At 68.0% G+C, this 18300-nt stretch carries 14 protein-coding genes; 9 read left to right on the plus strand and 5 right to left on the minus strand.

The genetic code is table 11. The annotated features are described in order from the left end of the window. Positions 1–98: 98 nt before the first annotated feature. Complete coding sequence (gene tsrT, locus HDA44_RS30825) at positions 99–1769, minus strand: tryptophan 2-C-methyltransferase (protein WP_184840422.1); 1671 nt, start codon at positions 1767–1769, stop codon at positions 99–101. Between the two features lie 255 nt (positions 1770–2024). Between tsrT and HDA44_RS30830 the strand changes: the two genes are divergently transcribed. Further along, positions 2025–2288 carry a helix-turn-helix domain-containing protein gene (locus tag HDA44_RS30830; RefSeq protein ID WP_202887652.1) on the plus strand — a complete coding sequence of 88 codons (264 nt, stop codon included), beginning with the start codon at positions 2025–2027 and terminating at the stop codon, positions 2286–2288. Here the strand turns inward: HDA44_RS30830 and HDA44_RS30835 are convergent. Further along, positions 2260–3615: a tryptophanase gene (locus HDA44_RS30835; protein WP_238352587.1), complete on the minus strand. Its 1356-nt coding sequence runs from the start codon at positions 3613–3615 to the stop codon at positions 2260–2262. The two genes, HDA44_RS30830 and HDA44_RS30835, sit on opposite strands and share 29 nt — an antisense overlap. 212 nt (positions 3616–3827) lie before the next feature. Between HDA44_RS30835 and HDA44_RS30840 the strand changes: the two genes are divergently transcribed. The 3 genes from HDA44_RS30840 (at position 3828) to HDA44_RS30850 (ending at position 7983) form a co-directional block, all read left to right on the plus strand. Beyond that, positions 3828–4880, plus strand: a complete 1053-nt coding sequence (locus HDA44_RS30840) for an AraC-like ligand-binding domain-containing protein (protein WP_184840427.1) — start codon at positions 3828–3830, stop codon at positions 4878–4880. Between the two features lie 103 nt (positions 4881–4983). After that, a complete protein-coding gene (locus HDA44_RS30845) occupies positions 4984–6432 on the plus strand; it encodes a helix-turn-helix domain-containing protein (RefSeq protein WP_184840429.1) in 1449 nt (482 codons plus the stop codon). Between the two features lie 84 nt (positions 6433–6516). Continuing rightward, positions 6517–7983, plus strand: coding sequence for an MFS transporter (locus tag HDA44_RS30850; protein ID WP_184840430.1), 1467 nt, complete (start codon positions 6517–6519; stop codon positions 7981–7983). 4 nt (positions 7984–7987) lie between these two features. On the opposite strand, the gene neuC is transcribed toward HDA44_RS30850, so the two are convergent. Next, positions 7988–9151, minus strand: a complete 1164-nt coding sequence (neuC, locus tag HDA44_RS30855; protein ID WP_184840432.1) for a UDP-N-acetylglucosamine 2-epimerase — start codon at positions 9149–9151, stop codon at positions 7988–7990. After that, positions 9151–10287, minus strand: coding sequence for a DegT/DnrJ/EryC1/StrS family aminotransferase (locus HDA44_RS30860; protein ID WP_202887656.1), 1137 nt, complete (start codon positions 10285–10287; stop codon positions 9151–9153). Before HDA44_RS30860 ends, neuC begins: the two co-directional genes overlap by 1 nt. Positions 10288–10458: 171 nt before the next feature. On the opposite strand from HDA44_RS30860, the gene HDA44_RS30865 reads away from it, so the two are divergent. From HDA44_RS30865 to HDA44_RS30875, 3 genes are read left to right on the plus strand one after another with little or no spacing between them, the layout of a single operon-like run. Continuing rightward, entirely contained in the window at positions 10459–11754 is a 1296-nt protein-coding gene (locus HDA44_RS30865; protein ID WP_184840434.1) for a nucleotide sugar dehydrogenase, read from the plus strand. Then, on the plus strand, positions 11751–12701 hold the full coding sequence (locus HDA44_RS30870) for an NAD-dependent epimerase/dehydratase family protein (protein ID WP_184840436.1): 951 nt from the start codon (positions 11751–11753) through the stop codon (positions 12699–12701). The genes HDA44_RS30865 and HDA44_RS30870 overlap by 4 nt, the downstream gene beginning before the upstream one ends. Next, the gene (locus HDA44_RS30875; protein ID WP_184840438.1) at positions 12701–14005 is read left to right on the plus strand and encodes a glycosyltransferase; all 1305 of its coding nucleotides are present in this window, start codon (positions 12701–12703) and stop codon (positions 14003–14005) included. The genes HDA44_RS30870 and HDA44_RS30875 overlap by 1 nt, the downstream gene beginning before the upstream one ends. A gap of 5 nt (positions 14006–14010) precedes the next feature. On the opposite strand, the gene HDA44_RS30880 is transcribed toward HDA44_RS30875, so the two are convergent. Beyond that, positions 14011–15426: an amidase family protein gene (locus HDA44_RS30880; protein ID WP_184840439.1), complete on the minus strand. Its 1416-nt coding sequence runs from the start codon at positions 15424–15426 to the stop codon at positions 14011–14013. 201 nt (positions 15427–15627) lie between these two features. On the opposite strand from HDA44_RS30880, the gene asnB reads away from it, so the two are divergent. Then, positions 15628–17463, plus strand: a complete 1836-nt coding sequence (asnB, locus tag HDA44_RS30885) for an asparagine synthase (glutamine-hydrolyzing) (RefSeq protein WP_184840442.1) — start codon at positions 15628–15630, stop codon at positions 17461–17463. 4 nt (positions 17464–17467) lie between these two features. Continuing rightward, positions 17468–18283, plus strand: coding sequence for a polysaccharide pyruvyl transferase family protein (locus HDA44_RS30890; RefSeq protein WP_184840443.1), 816 nt, complete (start codon positions 17468–17470; stop codon positions 18281–18283). Positions 18284–18300 lie beyond the last annotated feature (17 nt).

An 18300-nucleotide genomic window follows, 5' to 3' on the forward strand; every position in this document is an offset into this window, starting at 1 on the left:
GCACAACGACCTGAACCGGAACTCGACCGGCCCTTTTCCGGACGATACAGCTCAGGACGGTACAGCTCCGGACGGTACGGCTCAGGAAGGTAGACGGCTCAGGAAGGTACGGCGGCGGCGAGCTCGGTGCGCATGATCTCGTCGCGCTCCCGCCAGTGCGACCAGAACGCGCCCTTGTAACCGAGCTGGGTCAGCCGCAGCAGGAACGGGTTGTCCGCGTAGTTGTTGTCCTCCGGCGTCAGCCCGGCGACCGTCGGCAGCATCACCCGGTGCCGGTCCTGCTCGGGCACCCACTTCCAGAGCAGCTCGAGACTGGTCAGCCAGCGGTCACCCGGATGGTTGCTGTGATCACCCTCCGGCAGCTCGGGCGAGAAGAAGTAGATCGGCCGGAAGTTCCCCTGTGGATCGAACATGAACTGCCGCTCGTACTCGACCGTGCTCCCGCACTGATCGGCCGGTTTCAGCAAGATCGGTTCGGTCGCGGTGTTGGACTGCACCCCCGGCACCGGGCGGATACCGGCACTGCGGGCGGCGAGCCGGATCCCCAACGGCGAGTACGGGAACGCGCGGATGCCGAGCGTGAAGCCGACCACCGTCGCGTCGAGCGCCATCAACTCGTCCACACAGTCGTGCATGGTCGCTTCGGTCTCACCGGGCATCGCCAGCAGCGCTTCGACCATGGTCAGCATGCCGTACTTCTTCGCCAGCCCGCACACCGTCCGGATGTCGTCGGACGCGTAGAACCGGGTCCCCTTCGCGCTGATCTTCCACCCGTCGAGCACCTCGTCGCGGACATGGTCGGGCGCGACGTTGACGCCCGCGCAGCCCGCCGCGGCCAGCAGCTGGGCGTACTCCTCGTCGAACGGCGCCGGCTGGATGTAGATCCACAGCCGCAACCTGTGCAACGGCGACGACGCGTCGGCGTTCTTCCGGCGGACGATCTCCCGCAGTACGTCCTTGCTGTGGCTGATGCTCAGATTGAACTCGCTGTCGGTGGTGTGCAGATCGTGGACGCCCTGCGCCGTCAGCATCTCCATCTCGTCGACGACCACCGTCGCGGCACGTCGCGCGAACTGCGCCCCTTTCGCATCCGGTTCGACGCAGTGCGTGCAGGCGTACGTACATCCGTTCTTGGTAAGGATGTTGCCGAGACCGCCGTGCCGGTAGTACGCCAGGTTGTCGACCTTGTACGGAGTGCTGGATCGCCTTGTATACGGCGTGGTCCGGTTCACCAGCGCCGCCCGGCCGATCGAGATCAGGCGATCGGCGTGCGGTACCTGATGCACTTCACCGTCGCCGTCGTTGATGATCAGACCGGGTACGCGGGTGGCCGGCGTACCGGTCGTGAGTGCTTTTGCCAGCTCGACGATCGTCACGTCGCCAGGGCCTTTGACACCGAAGTCGATGTCGAAGTAGTCGACCAGCGCGAACGGCATCGACGAGAACCCGACGCCACCGGCCACGATCGGCGCGGCGCAGCAATGCTGGATCTCGCGGATGATGTCGCGATGCGAGTCCAGGAAGACCCGCTGCTCCTGCGGATAGATGGTGTCCGTGTTGCGCACCGTGACACCGACGAGCAACGGCTGCCGGCGCGCGAAGTACGCCGCGACCGTGGTCTGCCAGTGATCCCGGACCAGGGTCAGGTCGAGCACCTCCACCTCGAACCCGGCGGCTTCCAGTGAGGTGGTGAGGATGTCCAGCGAGTACGGCGTGATCGGTGGATGAACGAGATTGGGATTCACCAGCGTGATCAGGCGGTCGTTCACCACGGTCTCCTTCGGACGGCTCGATCAAGCTCCGGGACGACGGGTCAGGCATCGGTGCCGAGATCGTGTCACCGCGCCGGGGACCTCGGGCAGGGGCCAGTACGCCGGTACGCGCCGAATTTCGCAATGTGGTTCGCGAAGTGGACAGGACGATGCGTGAATCGGCTCTGGCGGCCCGATCCGCGCTCCTAGCCTGGATGGATCGTCAGAAAGGTCGCCAGGATTGCCATGGAGCCCCACTTGCTCGTTGGAGAAATGATTCGGCAAGCACGCAGCAGCCTCGGGTACAGCCAGTACGCGGTCGCGAACGAACTGGTCCGGGTGTCCGGGAACGACGCGCTCACCCGGGAGGAGGTCGCCCGGTGGGAACGTGGCAAGCGGATCCCGGGTCCGTACTGGCGGAAGTGGATCTGCACCGTGCTGGAGTTGTCGCTCGGCGAGGTGGAGGTGGCCGCGAGGTTCGCCCGGGCGGCGCGCTGGAGCTGTGAAGTCACTCGAGCGGCATCAGTTCGGCGGTGAAGTGGCGTAAGGACGCGGACTGTTCGGTGATGCGGTATCCGTTCAGTTGCGTGGCTTTCGCGGCCACGGCGGCGGCGACTTCGGCTACGTACTCGAGGTGGCTCTTGGTGTAGACGCGGCGCGGGAGGGCGAAGCGGACGAGCTCGCGTGGTGCGGTGATGTCCTCCTCGCCCGGGACTGCCCGGCCGAAGACCAGGGTGCCGAGATCGGAGACGCGTACGGCGCCGGCCAGGTACAGCTCGTTCGCCAGAGCTGTTGCCGGAAGCCGATGCGGTTCGATGTGAGGCAGTAGGCGGGCGGCGTCGACGTACACGGCGTGGCAGCCGGTCGGCTGTACTACTGGCAGGCCTGCGTCTTCGAGCTGTTCGCCGAACCAGCGTGCGGATCGCGCGCGGTACTCCAGGTACGCGGGTTCGGTGACCTCGAGCAGTCCCTGGGCGAGCGCGTCGAGATCGCGGCCGGCCAACCCGCCGTACGTCGGAAAGCCTTCGAAGGCGATCAGTTGTTCCCGGCAGCGGCGCGCCAGCTCCGGGTCGCGGAGCGCGATCATCCCGCCGATGTTGGCGATTCCGTCCTTCTTCAGGCTCGCCCAGCAGCCGTCGGCCTGCGTGAACACCAGTTGGGCGATCTCGCGCGGAGTGCGTTGCGCGTACTCGGGCTCGCGTTCGCTGATCAGATAGGCGTTCTCGGCGAACCGTGCCGCGTCGAGCAGCAGGAGTACGCCGTACTGGTCGCACAACCGGCGAACGCTGGTGACATTGGCGATCGAGACCGGCTGACCGCCTGCGGCGTTGTTGGTGATGGTCAGTACTACGCAGCGGACCCGATCATCGTTCAGTCTTTCGGCGAGTCGCGCGAGATCGATGTTGCCGCCGAAACTCGACGGTGGCGACGTTTGCTCGACCGGCAGGTCCAGCGCGGTGGCGCCGGCCGCCTCGACCGCGGCCCGGGTGGTGTCGAAGTGCGTGTTGCTGATCGACACCTCGCCCGGCCCGAGCAGGTTTCCCAGCACGATCCGCTCCGCCGCGCGGCCCTGATGCACCGGAAGCACCTCGTCGTACCCGGTGAGGTCCCGGACCACGGTCTGGAAGTTCTCGAACGAGGTCGCGCCGGCGTACGACTCGTCGCCGGAAATCAGCGCCGCCCATTGCGCGGCGGACATGGCGTTCGTACCCGAATCGGTGAGCAGGTCGATCGTGATCGCCCGGGACGGCACCCGGAACAGGTTGTAGCCGGCCGCGGCGAGTGCCGTACGCCGCTGCCCGGCGGTCGGGAACGGGATCGGCTCGACGGCCTTGATGCGGAACGGTTCCATGAACGCGGGCAAGGCGGAGTCCCTTCAGGCGTGGTCCTGGTGCCCCCAGTGTGGGCAGGCGGCCGGTGGCCGGGCAGGGGCCAGTTCCGCCGATCGCGCACCGGAAATACCGCGTGGCGGCGGAAATACGGCGCTGAGACGGGATCTTCACCGGACCGCCGGGTTCCGGTGATCTGTTCGGCGAGATATTCTCAATTCTGACTCTGAGTGACCGAGGGGGTCCAGTGCGCGAGAGGGCTGGAGGGTCCGGTCATGGGCAACCGTCCCGTGGATCGGCGCAGTTCGGCGATGAGGCGCGGCAACGGGCCGCGGGGGCACGGCCGCTGGAGCAGTTCGAGCTGTTCCACACCGGCGATCTGGACGACGCCCGGGACACGGTGGGGCGGGTGTTCGTACCGCACCGGCTGGACCTGGCCGGGAAGGCGGGGCACCTGGACGCCCGGATGCACACCCGGCGGTTCCCGAAGGTGGCGGCGAACTACGTCAGCTACGGCGCCGAGGTGCTGATCGATCCGGAGGACCTCGGATCGTTCTTCGTGGTGCAGGTGCCGCTGACCGGGTTCAGCCACGTCCGCAGCGGCCGGGAGGCGGTGCTGTCCACGCCACAGCTGGCTTCGGTGGTGTCACCAACGGAACCGCTCAGCATGCGCTGGTCCGCGGACTGCACCAAGCTGATCCTGCGGCTGGAACGGTCGGCGGTGGAGGACGAGCTGACCGACCTGCTGGAGGCGCCACTGCCGGAGCCGCTCCGGTTCGCGCTCGGGATGGACGTGACCAAGAACCCGGCCCGGAGCTGGCTGTCGATGTTCCGGCTGTTCGTCGACGAGATCGACGACGCGGACGAGGACCTGCTCGTGGTGTCCGGCTACGAGGACGTGCTGATCCGCGGCCTGCTGTACGCGCAGCCGCACAACTACACCCACCGGCTCGGCGACACCAGCCGGTCGAAGGTGCCGTCCCGGGCGATCGCGATCGCCCGCGACATCATCGAGAACCACCCGGAGTGGGACCACACCGTCACCAGCCTCGCGCGCGAAGCCGGCATCAGTCCACGCGCGCTGCAGAAGGGATTCGCCCGGTACCTGGGGGTCGGCCCGAAGGAGTACATGACCGCCGTCCGGATGCAGCGCGCGCACAGCGAACTCCGGTCGAAGCACCGCGACACCATCACCGTCCGCCAGGTGGCCGGGAGATGGCATCTCGGCCACACCGGACGGTTCGCCACCGAGTACCGCAAACGATTCGGTGAACTTCCGTCCGAGACACTGGCGAAGTAAAGGCGCGGCGAGGTTCTCAGGCGACGCAACGTGGACCAATTCGGTCGTAATTCGGCCATGCCCGGTACGCGTCCCGTCCGTAGTGTTACCGGCCTCAGCGGGAATGATCGCGGGGTGCTCTTCACCACCGCGGTCAAGCGTTTTACGGACGGTTCGTTCCGGAGTGGAGACGTGCGTGAACCCGAGTGGTCAGACAACGATTTCTCAGCTCATCAAGAGAGCCCGTGAAAACAAGGGTTTGAGTCAATCCCAACTCGCGAAAGAGCTCGGAACCCTCTCCGGGCGGTACACCATCAATCGCGACCTGATATCGCACTGGGAACGCGGCGCGCAGGTTCCCAGGGCCGAAACCAGACAATGGCTGGCAGTGTTCTTCGGCATTCCGCCGGAGGAGTTCGAACGGGCCGCGGCGCTGTCCAAGCGGCGGGCCAAGACCGGCAACGCGGTGGTCGCGCAGAACACCCCACGGCGGGCCGGCCCGGTCCGCCGGGCGCAAGGCACCCCCGAACTGCTGCCGGTGCTGCGATCCCGGGTCCAGGGCGGCATCCTGGCCGCCCTGCTGCTCAACCCCGACCGCTGGTTCTCACTCAGTGAACTCGGCGAGACCGCCGGCGCCGCGCTGGCCTCGGTGGACAAGGAAGTGCAGCTGCTGGAGACCTCCGGGATCGTCAGCAGCCGGACCGAAGGAACGATGCGGCTCTACCACGCCGCCCACCTCGGTCCCGGCCTCGCGCCCCTCGTCGAGCTGATCCGGCAGAGTTACGGCGTACCCCAGGTGCTCGGCGAAGAGTTCGGCCAGATCCACGCCGCCGCTCGCCTTGTAGTCGCCGGTACTTGGGCCGAACGGTTCGCCGGCGTACCCGGACCGGCCCCGGAGAGCCTCGATCTGGTCGTGGTGCCGCACCCCGGCCAGTACGCCGACGAGGACGAGGTACGCCTCGCCGCGGACCGCGCCGAACGAAGACTGAAACGCCCACTGCGCTGGCAAGTGGGCGAATCCGGCCCCGGCCGGACGCTGACCATGCCGACCCACTGGGAAGGCCACCCGATCGTCGAGGTCAGGCTGGTCCGCCCCCGCGAACCGCACCGCGCCCGCGGCACCGTCACCGCCGAGCCCGACATCATCACCCAACTGCTCGAATCCGGCCAGCTGACGATGACCAACGGCCCCGACGCCCGCGCCGAACCGGCCCTGGAACTGGCCGAAACCCACCTGGAGGCGGCCGAACGGATCGCCGCCGACGCCCCCGAATCCGCCTACCTCCTGCTGGTCGAAGCCGGCCAGCTCATCGCCAGCGGCCTCCTCGCCCAGCAAGGCCTCCGCCCCGACCTCGCCGCCCACCCCAACACCGCCGGCGAAGCAGTCACCATCCAGTTCGGCCACCAGTTCTCCCACGTCACCCAGATGCGCGAACGCGCCACCGCCCTGCACATCCGCGTCAACCGCCCCACCCCCGACGAAGCCAAGATCAGCACCGCCACCATCCGAACCCTCCTCACCGAAGCCAAGACCCTGACCCGCCAACTACGCCCCTTCGAACCCAAGACCTGACCGGCAGAACTCGCCACCTACCCCCACCCCAACCCCCACCCACACACTCGACAAGAACCCGCCCACGCAACCAGAAGGGATGCGATGACGCTTGACGAGAGGACCGTTCAAGCGACCGAGCGGCGGTGGATCGCCTTGGGCGTGCTCTGTTTCGCCGCGCTGCTGATCTCGCTGCACGGGTTCGTTCTGCTGCTGGCCATGCCCGCCGTGACCGCGGCGCTGGGGGCGTCCGCCACCCAGCAGCTGTGGATTCTGGACGTGTACGTGTTCATGGTGGCGGGCCTGCTGATCACCATGGGTTCGCTCGGCGACCGGGTCGGCCGGCGCCGGCTGCTCCTGGCCGGCGCGGCCGTGTTCGGGATCGTCTCGATCGTCGCCGCCTACTCGGTCGACCCGGTCATGCTGATCGCCGCTCGCGCGGTGCTCGGGGTGGCGGCGGCAGCGATCGTGCCGAGTACGTTGTCGCTGATCTCGACGCTGTTCCCGGACGAGCGGGAGCGGGTGACCGCGCTGGGTATCTGGGGAGGATGCTTCACCGTGGGCGCGGTCGTCGGCCCGATCGCCGGTGGCATCCTGTTGCACCGATTCTGGTGGGGCTCGGCGTTCCTGATCAGCGTGCCGGCCATCGTCGTCCTGCTCGCGGTCGGTCCGTTCATCCTGCCCGAGTACCGCGATGAGGACGGCGGGCGCATCGACCTCGCGAGCGCCGGACTGTCGTTGGCAGCGATCCTGTCGGCGATCTACGGGCTGAAGCAGCTGGCCGCGCAGGGCCTCGATCCGCGCTCGATCGCGTTCATCGTCGCCGGCGCGGCCCTCGGCTGGGTCTTCGTGCGGCGTCAGGATCGGCTGAGCGACCCGTTGCTCGACCTGCGGTTGTTCCGGCGGCGTACCTTCCGGGTGGTGCTCGTCAGCATGACGGCGTACGCGATGCTGTCCGGCGGCCTGATGGTGTTCGTCGCGCAGTATCTGCAGTTGGTCCGGGGCATGACCGCTCTGACCGCCGGGATCGCGATGGTTCCCGCCATGATCACCTCTACGATCGCCTTCCAGCTGACACCCAGGCTGGCGCGTCGGGTCCGGCCGGGCGTACTGATTCCGGTCGGCGTCGCCGTGACGGTCGTCGGCATGGCCGTGATGTCTCGGACCACCTCGACGACCGTGCTGCTGGTCGCGTTCGGGATCGAGTACCTCGGGGGTGCTCCGCTCGCGCTGCTGGGCACCAACCTGGTCATCGGATCCGTTCCGCCCGAGAAGGCCGGGACCGCGGGAGCACTGACCCAGACCGGCAACGAGCTGGGCCTTGCCCTGGGCGTCGCGGTGCTCGGCAGCGTACTCACGATGATGTACCGCGGCCAGATGGATGGCCGCGGCGGCGACTCGCTGGCCCAGGCGATCTTGAGCTCGGCGCCACCTGCGGTCCTGGACGCGGCCCGCAACGCGTTCACGGCCGGCTTTCAGTTGGTGGCGGGCATCTCAGCCGTGGCCTTGACTGTCGTAAGCGTCCTGCTGGCCCGGAACCTCCGCGATCTGCCCCTCCTGCGCCGGGACTGAGGCCTCAGGTGGCCCAGTCGGTGAAGTGCTTTTTGAACAGCCCGTCCAAGGGGGTGGTTTTGAGGAGGTGGAGGATTCGGGGGGCGGCGTGGCCGTCGCCATAGGGGGAGGGGCAGGTGGTGGCCCGTTGGGCATACTCGGGGGTGAGCGCTTGCTCGATGGCGGCGTGTATTTCCTCGGCGGAGGTGCCGCAGCTGATGGTGGACGCGGCAGTTGGGCGGCCTTCCTGGCGGGTGCCGATGTTGACGGTGGGGGTGCCCAGCGCGGGGACTTCGATCAGTGCGCTGGACGAGTTCCCGACGACGACGTCGGCGTGGTCGGCGAGGCTGAGGTAGCCGGTCTGGCCGAGGGAGGGGCGCAGCACCATCCGGCCGGGGTGGCGGGCCACGAAGTCCTGGAGTTCTCGGTCGGCGGACGGGCCGCCGAGGTCGACGTTGGGGCCGGTGAAGACGACTGTGCCCCGGCCGAGCCGGTCCAATGCCCGGATCAGGCCCTGGAGGCCGGCTTTGCTGCCAACGGGGTCCGCGGTGGCCGGGTGGTACGTGACGGCGATCGTCGGCGTACCGAGCTCGATGCCCAAGATCGCCGACAACTCCGTCCGGTCCAGCAAGGTGGTGGTTCGTACCGTGTCGAGCCCAGGTGATCCGACCGTGTGTACCCGGGCCGGGTCCTCGCCGAGCTGAACGACCCGGCGGCTGAACGCCGTGGTCGCGGTGAAGTGGAGATGCGACAGCTTGGTGATCGCGTGCCGCATTCCCTCGTCGGTCGATCCCGCGGTGACCTCACCGCCGCAGATGTGCGCGATCGGGAGCCGTAGGAAGGTGGCCGCGACCGCCGCGGCCAGCACCTCGTACCGATCTCCGAGCAGGACCAGGATGTCCGGGGCGATCCGCTCGAGCGCGTCGGCGTACCCCATCGCTCCGAGCCCGAACGACTTCGCCAGACCCACCGGCGTATCGCTCGCGACCACCATCGGTACGCACGCACTGACCGCGAACCCGTCGGCCGTGATCGCATCGATCGTGGCGCCTTGCTGTGAGACCAGGTGTGATCCGCTGACGAGGACCCGCAGATCGACTCCGGGATCGTTGCCGAGGGCCCGCAGTACGGCGGCGAGTGGTCCGTAGTCGGCCCGTGAACCGGTGAAGACGCAGATCTTGCGGGCCATCAGTTCGCTGCCAATGCCGAAGCCAGCTCGGCGCGGACGAGGTGTTGCTGCTCCGCGGTCAAATGCGCGGAGCTCGGCAACGAAAGACCGCGATCGTGCAGGTCATCGGCGACCTCGCCACCGAGCCGTTCCGTCCGGGCGTACGGCGGTTGCTGGTGGATCGGCCGCCAGACGCGTCGCGCTTGGACGCCACCGAACGACAACCGATCCGCGATCTTCTCCGGCTCGTCGGCATTGAGCAGGACCGAGTACAGCCAGTACGTCGGTTCGGCCCACTGCGCGTGGGGTGGCAAGGTCAGCGCGAGACCGTCGAGCTGTTCGGCGTACCACCGGGCGATCTCGCGTTTCCGGCGAAGGCGCTCGCCGAGCTGTTCGAGCTGCGCGACGCCGAGCGCGGCGGACAAGTTGCTGAGCCGGTAGTTGTAGCCGATCTCGTCGTGCAGGTAGGACGACGCCGGCACCTTCGCCTGGGTGGTCAGGTGCTTTGCACGCACAGCCAGCTCAGGGTCGTTCGTGGTCAGGATGCCACCGGCGCCGGTGGTGATGATCTTGTTGCCGTTGAAGGAGAAACCGGCCAGTTTGCCCACCGTACCGGTCTGCCGCCCGGCCGCCGGACCAGCGCGCCAACTCGCGCCAAGGGACTCGGCGGCATCCTCGACGATCCGGATGCCGAACCGATCGCGCAATTCGAGCAACGGTTCGAGGTCGGCCGGATGGCCGAGTACGTGCACGACTTCGACCAGATCGGGTATCCGGCCACCCCGCGCTGCCTGCCGGACGACATGGTCACGCAGCAGTTCGCTGTCCAGGTTCCAGGTCCGCGGCTCGCTGTCGACCAGCAGTACGTCGGCGCCGGTGTACCGGATCGCGTTGACCGAAGCGATGAACGTGAAGTCGGACACCGCGACCAGCCGCCCAGGTCCCGCGCCGGCGAGCTGCAGCGCGACATGCAAGGCCGCCGTGCCACTCGCGCAGGCGACCGCATGAGCCGCGCCGACCGTTTTCGCGAAGTCTCGCTCGAACCTGTCCACGAACGGTCCGACGGACGACACGAACCCGCTGTCCAGGCATTCCTTCACGTACGCCGCTTCGTTGCCACTGAAACTCGGTTCGCTCAGCGGGATCACGTTCGACACTCCGCCCCTGCCTTTCTGGAGATCAACCACGCTGCCAGAGCGGGCGGCGGCGAGCCAGGGGCCGTGTTCCGCCGCGGTCGGTGAAAACCGCCCACCTGCCGAACACCCGCGGAGATTGCCAGACTCGAAGCGCCCTGCTTCCTCGTCGGCCCGGTACAAAGGTGGACAAGAATGACCTTGGAATCACGGGAAAACCCCAGCGTCGGCATTGTCGGCCTCGGCTACGTCGGCGTCACGTTGGCCGCCGCGATGGCGCTGAAGGGATTCGAAGTACACGGCGCAGACGTGCAGCCGGCCGTACTGGATTCCCTGCGCCGCGGCAAACCGCATCTTTTCGAGCCGGGCGTCGAAGACGTCTTCGCTCGCTGCGTGAACCAGAACCTGTTCGTCGCCGAGGAACTGCCGGAGAGCCTCGACGCGGCGATCATCTCGGTATCCACTCCGGTGGACCCGGTCACGCACGAACCCGACCTGCGCAATCTCGCCGCCGCCGCGGCGGCGGTCGCGAAACGATGCTCGCCGGACACACTCGTGGTGGTCCGGAGCACCGTTCCGGTCGGCGCGAGCCGGGAGGTCGTCCTGCCGGCATTGCTTGCCGAATGGGGATCTGCCCACCTGGTGATGGCGCCGGAGCGTACGATCCAGGGCCAGGCGCTCCGTGAACTGGTCGAGCTGCCACAGGTCGTCGGCGCCCTCGATGCGGCCAGCCTCGAGCGCGGCGTACGGCTCTTCGGCCGGCTCTGCAAACAGGTCGTCCCGGTGTCATCGCTCGAAACCGCCGAACTGGTGAAGCTCGGCAACAACTGTCACACCGATCTGATCTATGCCTTCGGCAACGAAATCGCCATGCTGACCGAGCGTTTCGGCCTGGATCCGCTCGAGGTGATCCGGGCAACGAACCTGGACTACCCACGGCCCGATCTGGCCAAGCCCGGCTATGTGGGTGGCGGTTGCCTGTCGAAGGACCCGTACATCATGCTGTCCGCGGCCGGGCGCAGCGGTCACGCGCCGGGTCTCGTACGCGCCGCGCGGACGCTCAACGAGCAGCTGCCCGTGCATGTGGCCGAACGCGTCGCGGCCATGATGGGTGCCGGTACGTTGGCGGTGCTCGGGTGGGCGTACAAGGGCAGTCCGCCGACCGACGACATGCGGGGTACGCCGATCGCCGCGATGATGCCGGTCTTCGAGGCCGCCGGGATTCGCGTAGTGGGGCATGATCCGCTCGTACCCGACGCCGTGATCCGCGCGTACGGTGGCGATCCGGTCGGGTTGAGTACGGCCTTCCGGACCGCGGACGCCGTACTGGTCATCACCGACCACGCCGAGTACCGCGCGGTCGACATCGCCCAACTGCTCACCGACTCACCGGTTCGGCTGGTGTACGACTCGTGGCGCATCCTCGACCCCGCCGCGATCACCTCCCGAGGCGTTCGGTACGCGGGCATCGGTTATGAGGCGGCGGCATGAGAGTTCTCGTCCTCGGCGGCGCCGGGTTCATCGGGCTGCACCTGACCCGGCGCCTGGTTGCGGAAGGCAACGAAGTCACCATCGTCGACGACTTCTCCCGCGGGCACACCGATCACGACGTGACGGCGCTCGGCGTACCCGTCGTACACGCCGATCTGACCGATCCCGCGGCGCTGCGCGACCTGCCGCGTCCGTGGGACCAGATCTACATGCTCGCGGCGGTCGTCGGCGTACGGAACGTCGAATCCGATCCGGCCCGAGTGATCCGGACGAACGCGTTGTCGTTGCTCCACCTGCTGGACTGGATGCGCCCGGGGGAGCGGCTGTTCTTCGCGTCCACCAGCGAGGTGTACGCGGGCGGGGTCAGCGCCGGCGTCGTACCGGTGCCGACGGCGGAATCGGTGCCCCTGATGATCAGCGACATCACCGCGCCACGGTTCGCGTACGCCGCGAGCAAACTGTTCGGCGAGGCCGCCGTACTGCACACCGCGCCGGCAACCGGGATTCCGTTCGTCATCGGCCGTTTCCACAACGTGTACGGGCCCCGGATGGGCGCGGACCACGTCATCCCCGAACTGGCGTTGCGCGCGCTGCGCAAGGAGGACCCGTTCAAGCTCTACGGCGCGGACCAGTCCCGGGCGTTCTGTCACGTCGACGATGCCGTCGAGGCGATGATCCGCCTGATGGACAGCGACGACGCGATCGGCCAGATCGTCCACATCGGCAACGACGCGGAGGAAATCGCGATCGGAGCCCTCGCCGAGCTGATCCTGCGCGTCGCGGGACACCACCCCCGTACGGACCTGCTCCCCGCCCCCCGCGGCTCCGTCGCCCGCCGCTGCCCCGACCTGACCCTCCTCCGCAAGCTCACCGGCTACGAACCATCCGTCCCACTGGAAGCCGGCGTACGCCGAACCTTCGACTGGTACCGCGATCGAGGCGCGTAATGGACATCCTCATCCTCACCCACGGCACCCGCGGCGACGTCCAGCCCTTCGTGGCCCTCGCGGCAGCGCTGACCAGAGCAGGACACTCCGCGCGGCTCGGCGGCCCCGCGGCATCGGCCGGCCTGGCGGAGTCGTACGGCGTCAAGTTCGTACCGCTCGCGGACGGTCCGAACGAGCTGTACGGCGATGAGGCCATCCGCGAAGTGCTCGAAACCAACTATCGGGGTCTGCGTGGGAAGCGGCTGGCGATGACGGTGGCACACCGGTACCGCAACAAGATGGACGCGGTACTGGACGACATCGCGGACATCGCCCAGGAGGGGACGGACGTCATCGTGCACGACATCGTCCTCCCGGGGCGTCAGCTGGGCGAGTGGCTCGGCATTCCGACCGTACGCGTGTGCATGCAGCCGTTCTGGATCGCGACGAGCGCGTTTCCCAACCCGATGCACGCGTTGCCGCTGCCTGCCGCGTTCAATCGGTTCACGTACCTGACGACGAACATCTGGTACCAGATCCTTGCCGGGCACACACGAAGGTGGCGGACCCGGAAACTGGGCCTCGACCGGCGAGGCGGTTACCTGGACGCCATCCGGATGCCGGGAGGTGGGACCACGCCGGTGCTGCAAGCCTTCAGCGCACATCTGCTTACTCCGCCGCCCGACGACTATCCGTCGTGGGTCCACACGACCGGTCCCTGGCTCCTGCCCGCACCGCCCGGCTGGACGCCGTCCGAGGAACTGCAGAGCTTCCTCGCCGGCGACGGTCCGACCGTGTACGTCGGCTTCGGCAGTATGGCTGGGCTGGACCCGGCCCGAACCGGGCAGATCATCAGCGAGGCGGTGCGGCTGGCCGAAGTACGCGCCGTACTCGGAACCGGCTGGGGTGGCATCGGTGCGAGCCCGGACCGCGACGACATCCTGCCGGTCGCCGAAGTGCCGCACGGCTGGCTGTTCGATCAGGTGACGGCAGTCGTGCACCACGGTGGTAGCGGTACGTCCGCCGCGGCGCTGGCGGCCGGCCGGCCGCAGGTGGTGTGCCCCTTCGTACTGGATCAGCCGTTCTTCGGCCGGCGGATTCACGAGCTCGGCGCGGCTCCCGCGCCGCTGCCACAGCGTGAGCTGGACGCGGCGAAGCTCGCGGCCGCCATCACGGCCGCGGTCGAAGATCGGACGATGGCGTCGGCCGCCCAGGCGGTCAAAGCGCGCATCCTGGCCGAGGGCCGCCTCGACCAGGCCGTGGAGCTGATCGAGCAGGCGGCGGAGTCTCACCGGCCGAACGTCCGGTACCTGCGTTCCGGATGAGACGCCTAGCTGAACTGAGGATCCTCGAACGAGAGCCCGGCCCGGTACACGGTGCGCTCGTCGAACATCCGGCCGATGATCTGCAACCCGGTCGGCAGTTCGTTGTCGCCCGGGCCGGAGGGCACGGTCAGAGCGGGATGGCCGGTCAGGTTCGCCGGAGTCGTATTGGTCATCGCCCGGACATAGTCGGCGAGCAGGAACTCGTCGGTCCCCAGCTCGTCGAGTAGCTCCGGGCCCGTTGGCGTGGTCGGCGTGATCAGCAGATCGACCTCGTCCAGACGGTGCTCGACCTGCCGGCGAAGCTCGAGCCGCAGGTTCTGCGCTTTCCCGAACGGCACTCCGAGCCGGGTCTCCTGGATGTACTCGTAGGCGGCCGGAAGGATGGACGCCAGCCAGGGCACCTCGCGCTCACCGCGCCGGTACTGGCCGGCGACGGTGGCGAGCCGGTCCACGTCGATGCGGCCGAGATGTCCGTACCCCTGGCCGTTCGAGCCGGCCATCGCCATCAGGCCCGAGGTGAGGACCGCGAACCAGATGACCGCGCTGTCGGACCAGAGCGGAATCGAGACCGGCTCGACCTTCGCGCCGAGGTCACGCAGCCGCTCACAGGCCCGTTCGAACGCCTCGAGCGTGCCGGCCGTGCAGCCGACGGGATCCAGCGCTTCCTCGACCACCCCGATGCGCAGGTCCGCGATTCCCTCACCGGGCGTGCCGGTGTACCGCGCGCGCACCGGAGCCGTCCAGGTGCAGTGCGGATCGCGCCAGTCCGCACCTGCCAGCACCTCCAGCAACGCGGCATTGGCGGCGACGGTCGTGGTCATCGGTCCGATGTGGTCAAGAGTGTGGTCCCAGTACGCCAGGCCGTAGGTGGGGACCAGGCCGTGCGTGGGTTTCATGCCGACGATCCCGCAGTACGCCGCCGGGTTGCGCACGCTGCCGCCCTGATCGACACCGATCGCCGCGTCGACCAGCCCGGTCACGACAGCCACCGCCGAACCGGCCGACGACGCTCCGGCCGAGAACCGGGGATCGTGCGGGTTGCGCGGAATGCCGAAGACCGGATCGCTGGGGCTGATGGAGGTCTTGGCGGTGATCCGCGCCCCCGCGTCCAGCAGCCGCTCCACCACCGCGGCATCGCCGCTCGGCACGGTACTCAAGGCCGGCGCGAGCCCCTCCGTCATCGGCACGCCCGCGACCGCGATGTTGTCCTTCACCCCGACCCGAAGCCCCGCCAGCGGCCCCTCCGCGGCCCCCAGCACCTCGCACCACCGGGTGATCGCGTGATACGGGTCCTCCGCACCCCGCGGCCGCCGCCCCGGCCCCCGCCGCGGATACCGCAACTCCACCGCCGGCTGCCCCAGCTCCTCAACCCGATCAAAGACCCGCAAAAACTCCGCAAGCCCCACTGGCTTCCCGATCATCGCTCGTCCTCCCGGACGTCCCCGTCGTACTGCCGATCAAGAATTGAAACAGCCATTTCACTCTACACGGAGACGACCTCCGCTGTCAGCCGGTCCCACCCGGCCGGCGGTTCCTGGGTGTCGGGCTGAAGTCGCCGCCTGTTGGGGTGGGGTGGGGTTGCACATGATTGGGCGGGAGGACGTCGACGGAAGGGTGGACCGATGTGCGGTATCGCCGGGTGGGTTGATTTCGGGCGCGATCTGAGTTTCGAGGTCGAGAGCGTTCGGGCGATGACGGCGACGATGAGCAACCGGGGGCCGGATGCGTCCGGGACCTGGGTTCGGCGGCATGTTGCCCTCGGCCACCGTCGGCTGTCGGTGATCGATCTTGCCGGTGGCGCGCAGCCGATGACCGTCGGGCTGCCGGACGGTGAGGTCGCGATGGTGTACAGCGGGGAGGCGTACAACTTCCTCGAGCTGCGCGGGCAGCTGGAGGCGCGGGGGCACCGGTTCCGGACGAGCAGTGACACCGAGGTCGTGCTGCGTGGGTACGTGGAGTGGGGTGAAGCCGTCGCCGAGCGCCTGAACGGGATGTACGCGCTGTCCATCTGGGACGGCCGAGACGACAAACTGGTCCTGATCCGGGACCGGATGGGCGTGAAGCCGCTGTACTACCACCGCACGCGCGACGGCATTCTGTTCGGCTCCGAGCCGAAGGCGATCCTGGCGAACCGGCTGGTCGCGCCGGTGGTGGACGCCACGGGTATGCGCTGGCTGCTCGCCCCACTCGGTGTCACCGGCGGATCTCCGTGGAAGGACATCACGGAGGTCGAACCCGGCACGGTGCTGACCGTCCGTCGATCGGGCCTGTCGGTACGCAGGTACTGGCGGCTTCCGACCCGGCCGCACGAAGACGATCGGGACACGACCGTCGAGAGGGTCAGGGAACTCCTCGGCGACATCGTGCATCGGCAACTGGTGGCAGACGTTCCGCTCGGCGTACTGCTGTCCGGTGGGCTGGACTCGAGTTCGATCACCGCGCTGGCCGCGTCCTATCTGAAGGAACAGGGCGAGCAGGTTCGTACCTTCTCGGTCGACTTCGCTGACCTGGGCGAGAACTTCGCCGCCAACGAGATGGTGCGCGGGCTCGATACGCCGTACGCGAGCGAGGTTGCCGATCGGGTCGCTTCCAGGCATGAGGTCGTCACGCTCGATCCGGGCCGGATGGACGATCCCGAACTCCGCCGCGCCGTCGTTGCCGCCCGCGACGTGCCGGGGCTGGGCGAGCTGGACGCTTCCCTGTACCTGCTGTTCGCCGCGATCCGGCAACGCGCGACGGTGGCCTTGTCCGGCGAGTCCGCCGACGAGCTGTTCGGTGGCTACTTCTGGTTCCACGACGATTCCGCGCGGGTTGCCGAGGGCTTCCCTTGGCTGGCGGTGCCGCGGGACCAGGTCGTCGGGCGCGCGCCGGCCCGTGCCGACATCGTCCGTCGTACCGAGCTGTCCACCTTCGTCGCGGATCGGTACGCGGATGCGATCGCCTCGCTGGAGTACCTTGATGCCGAGTCGCCGACAGACCGGCGAATGCGGAGAATGTCGCACCTGTTCCTGACCGGCTTCGTCCGGAGCTGGCTCGATCGCAAGGACCGGATGTCGATGGCCGTCGGTCTCGAGGTACGCGTGCCGTTCTGCGATCACCGGCTGGTCGAATACGTCTACAACGTGCCATGGTCCCTGAAAACCTTCGACGGGCGTGAGAAGAGCATCCTGCGGCAGGCGATGCGGGACCAGCTGCCGTCCTCGGTGATCGAACGGGCAAAGAGCGGCTACCCGTCCAGCCATGATCCGCTGTACACGGCGGCGCTGCAGCAGCGTGCGAAGGAACTGCTCGCTGACAACGACGACGCGCTGTTCGAGGTGGTCGAACGGGTCTGGCTCGAGGACGCTGCCCGGTGCGATCCGATGAAGGCGCCGCAGATGCTGTCCCAGGACCTCAACTGGGTGCTGGATCTGAGCGAGTGGTTCGACCTGTACAAACCCACCCTGGAATTGGGCTGAACCGATGACGACACCGCATCCGCAAGCTCCCCTGCGCATGTACTGGTGGCGGCCGTGGTCGCCGCTCCGGGGCAACTTCGGTGACGAGCTCGGCCCGTACCTGGTCGACGCGCTGTTCGGCATCCGAACCGTGTGGGCCGAACCGGACACGTGTGAGATCGCAGCGGCCGGCTCTATCATCGAGATCCTCCTGTCGAGCAAGAGCACCAACCGCCCGGTGTTGTGGGGCAGCGGGATGTTCTGGGACTCCAGCGGCGTGGTCGCTGCCGACGAGTTCGAGATCACGGCGCTGCGCGGCAGTCTGACCAGGGCGCGAATCACCGACCTGGACACCGAGGTGGCTCTCGGCGACCCGGGGCTACTGGCGCATGCGCTGCTCAAGTCGGCCCCGCGCAAGCAGTACTCGCTCGGGATCGTCCCGCACTTCCTCGACGCGGATCGGCCGGCTGTTACGCAGCTGCGGACCTGGCCGGATGTGAAGATCATCGACGTCACCGATCCGGCGCCCGAGGTCGTGCGGGAGATCGCTGAGTGTCACTACATCCTGTCCTCCAGTCTGCATGGCCTGGTGGTCGCGGACAGTGTCGGTACGCCCAACGCTTATGTTGCCTTCAGCAATGACCATCGGATCGGCGGACCGAACAAGTTCCACGACTACTACTCGGTGTTCGCCGACCCCGGCCGGCAGCTGAGCGTGCCACTGGCCGGGGTGCTGTCCGGCGACACCCGGTCGGTGGCGGCCGAGGTGGAGCGGGGCTACCGCGCCCCGGACGACCTGACGACGATCACCGACCGTCTTGTGAAGGCATTTCCGCGGTAGTGCCGTCGTCAGGCCCG

This window comes from Kribbella solani (assembly GCF_014205295.1).
GTDB lineage: Bacteria > Actinomycetota > Actinomycetes > Propionibacteriales > Kribbellaceae > Kribbella > Kribbella solani.

Coding starts and splice junctions, on each gene's coding strand:
- HDA44_RS30875 (WP_184840438.1), top strand. CDS start 12,701: ATGGACATCCTCATCCTCACCCACGGCACCCGCGGCGACGTCCAGCCC.
- asnB (WP_184840442.1), top strand. CDS start 15,628: ATGTGCGGTATCGCCGGGTGGGTTGATTTCGGGCGCGATCTGAGTTTC.
- HDA44_RS30850 (WP_184840430.1), top strand. CDS start 6,517: ATGACGCTTGACGAGAGGACCGTTCAAGCGACCGAGCGGCGGTGGATC.
- HDA44_RS30865 (WP_184840434.1), top strand. CDS start 10,459: ATGACCTTGGAATCACGGGAAAACCCCAGCGTCGGCATTGTCGGCCTC.
- HDA44_RS30845 (WP_184840429.1), top strand. CDS start 4,984: ATGATCGCGGGGTGCTCTTCACCACCGCGGTCAAGCGTTTTACGGACG.
- HDA44_RS30830 (WP_202887652.1), top strand. CDS start 2,025: ATGATTCGGCAAGCACGCAGCAGCCTCGGGTACAGCCAGTACGCGGTC.
- HDA44_RS30880 (WP_184840439.1), bottom strand. CDS start 15,426: ATGATCGGGAAGCCAGTGGGGCTTGCGGAGTTTTTGCGGGTCTTTGAT.
- HDA44_RS30890 (WP_184840443.1), top strand. CDS start 17,468: ATGACGACACCGCATCCGCAAGCTCCCCTGCGCATGTACTGGTGGCGG.
- neuC (WP_184840432.1), bottom strand. CDS start 9,151: ATGGCCCGCAAGATCTGCGTCTTCACCGGTTCACGGGCCGACTACGGA.
- HDA44_RS30870 (WP_184840436.1), top strand. CDS start 11,751: ATGAGAGTTCTCGTCCTCGGCGGCGCCGGGTTCATCGGGCTGCACCTG.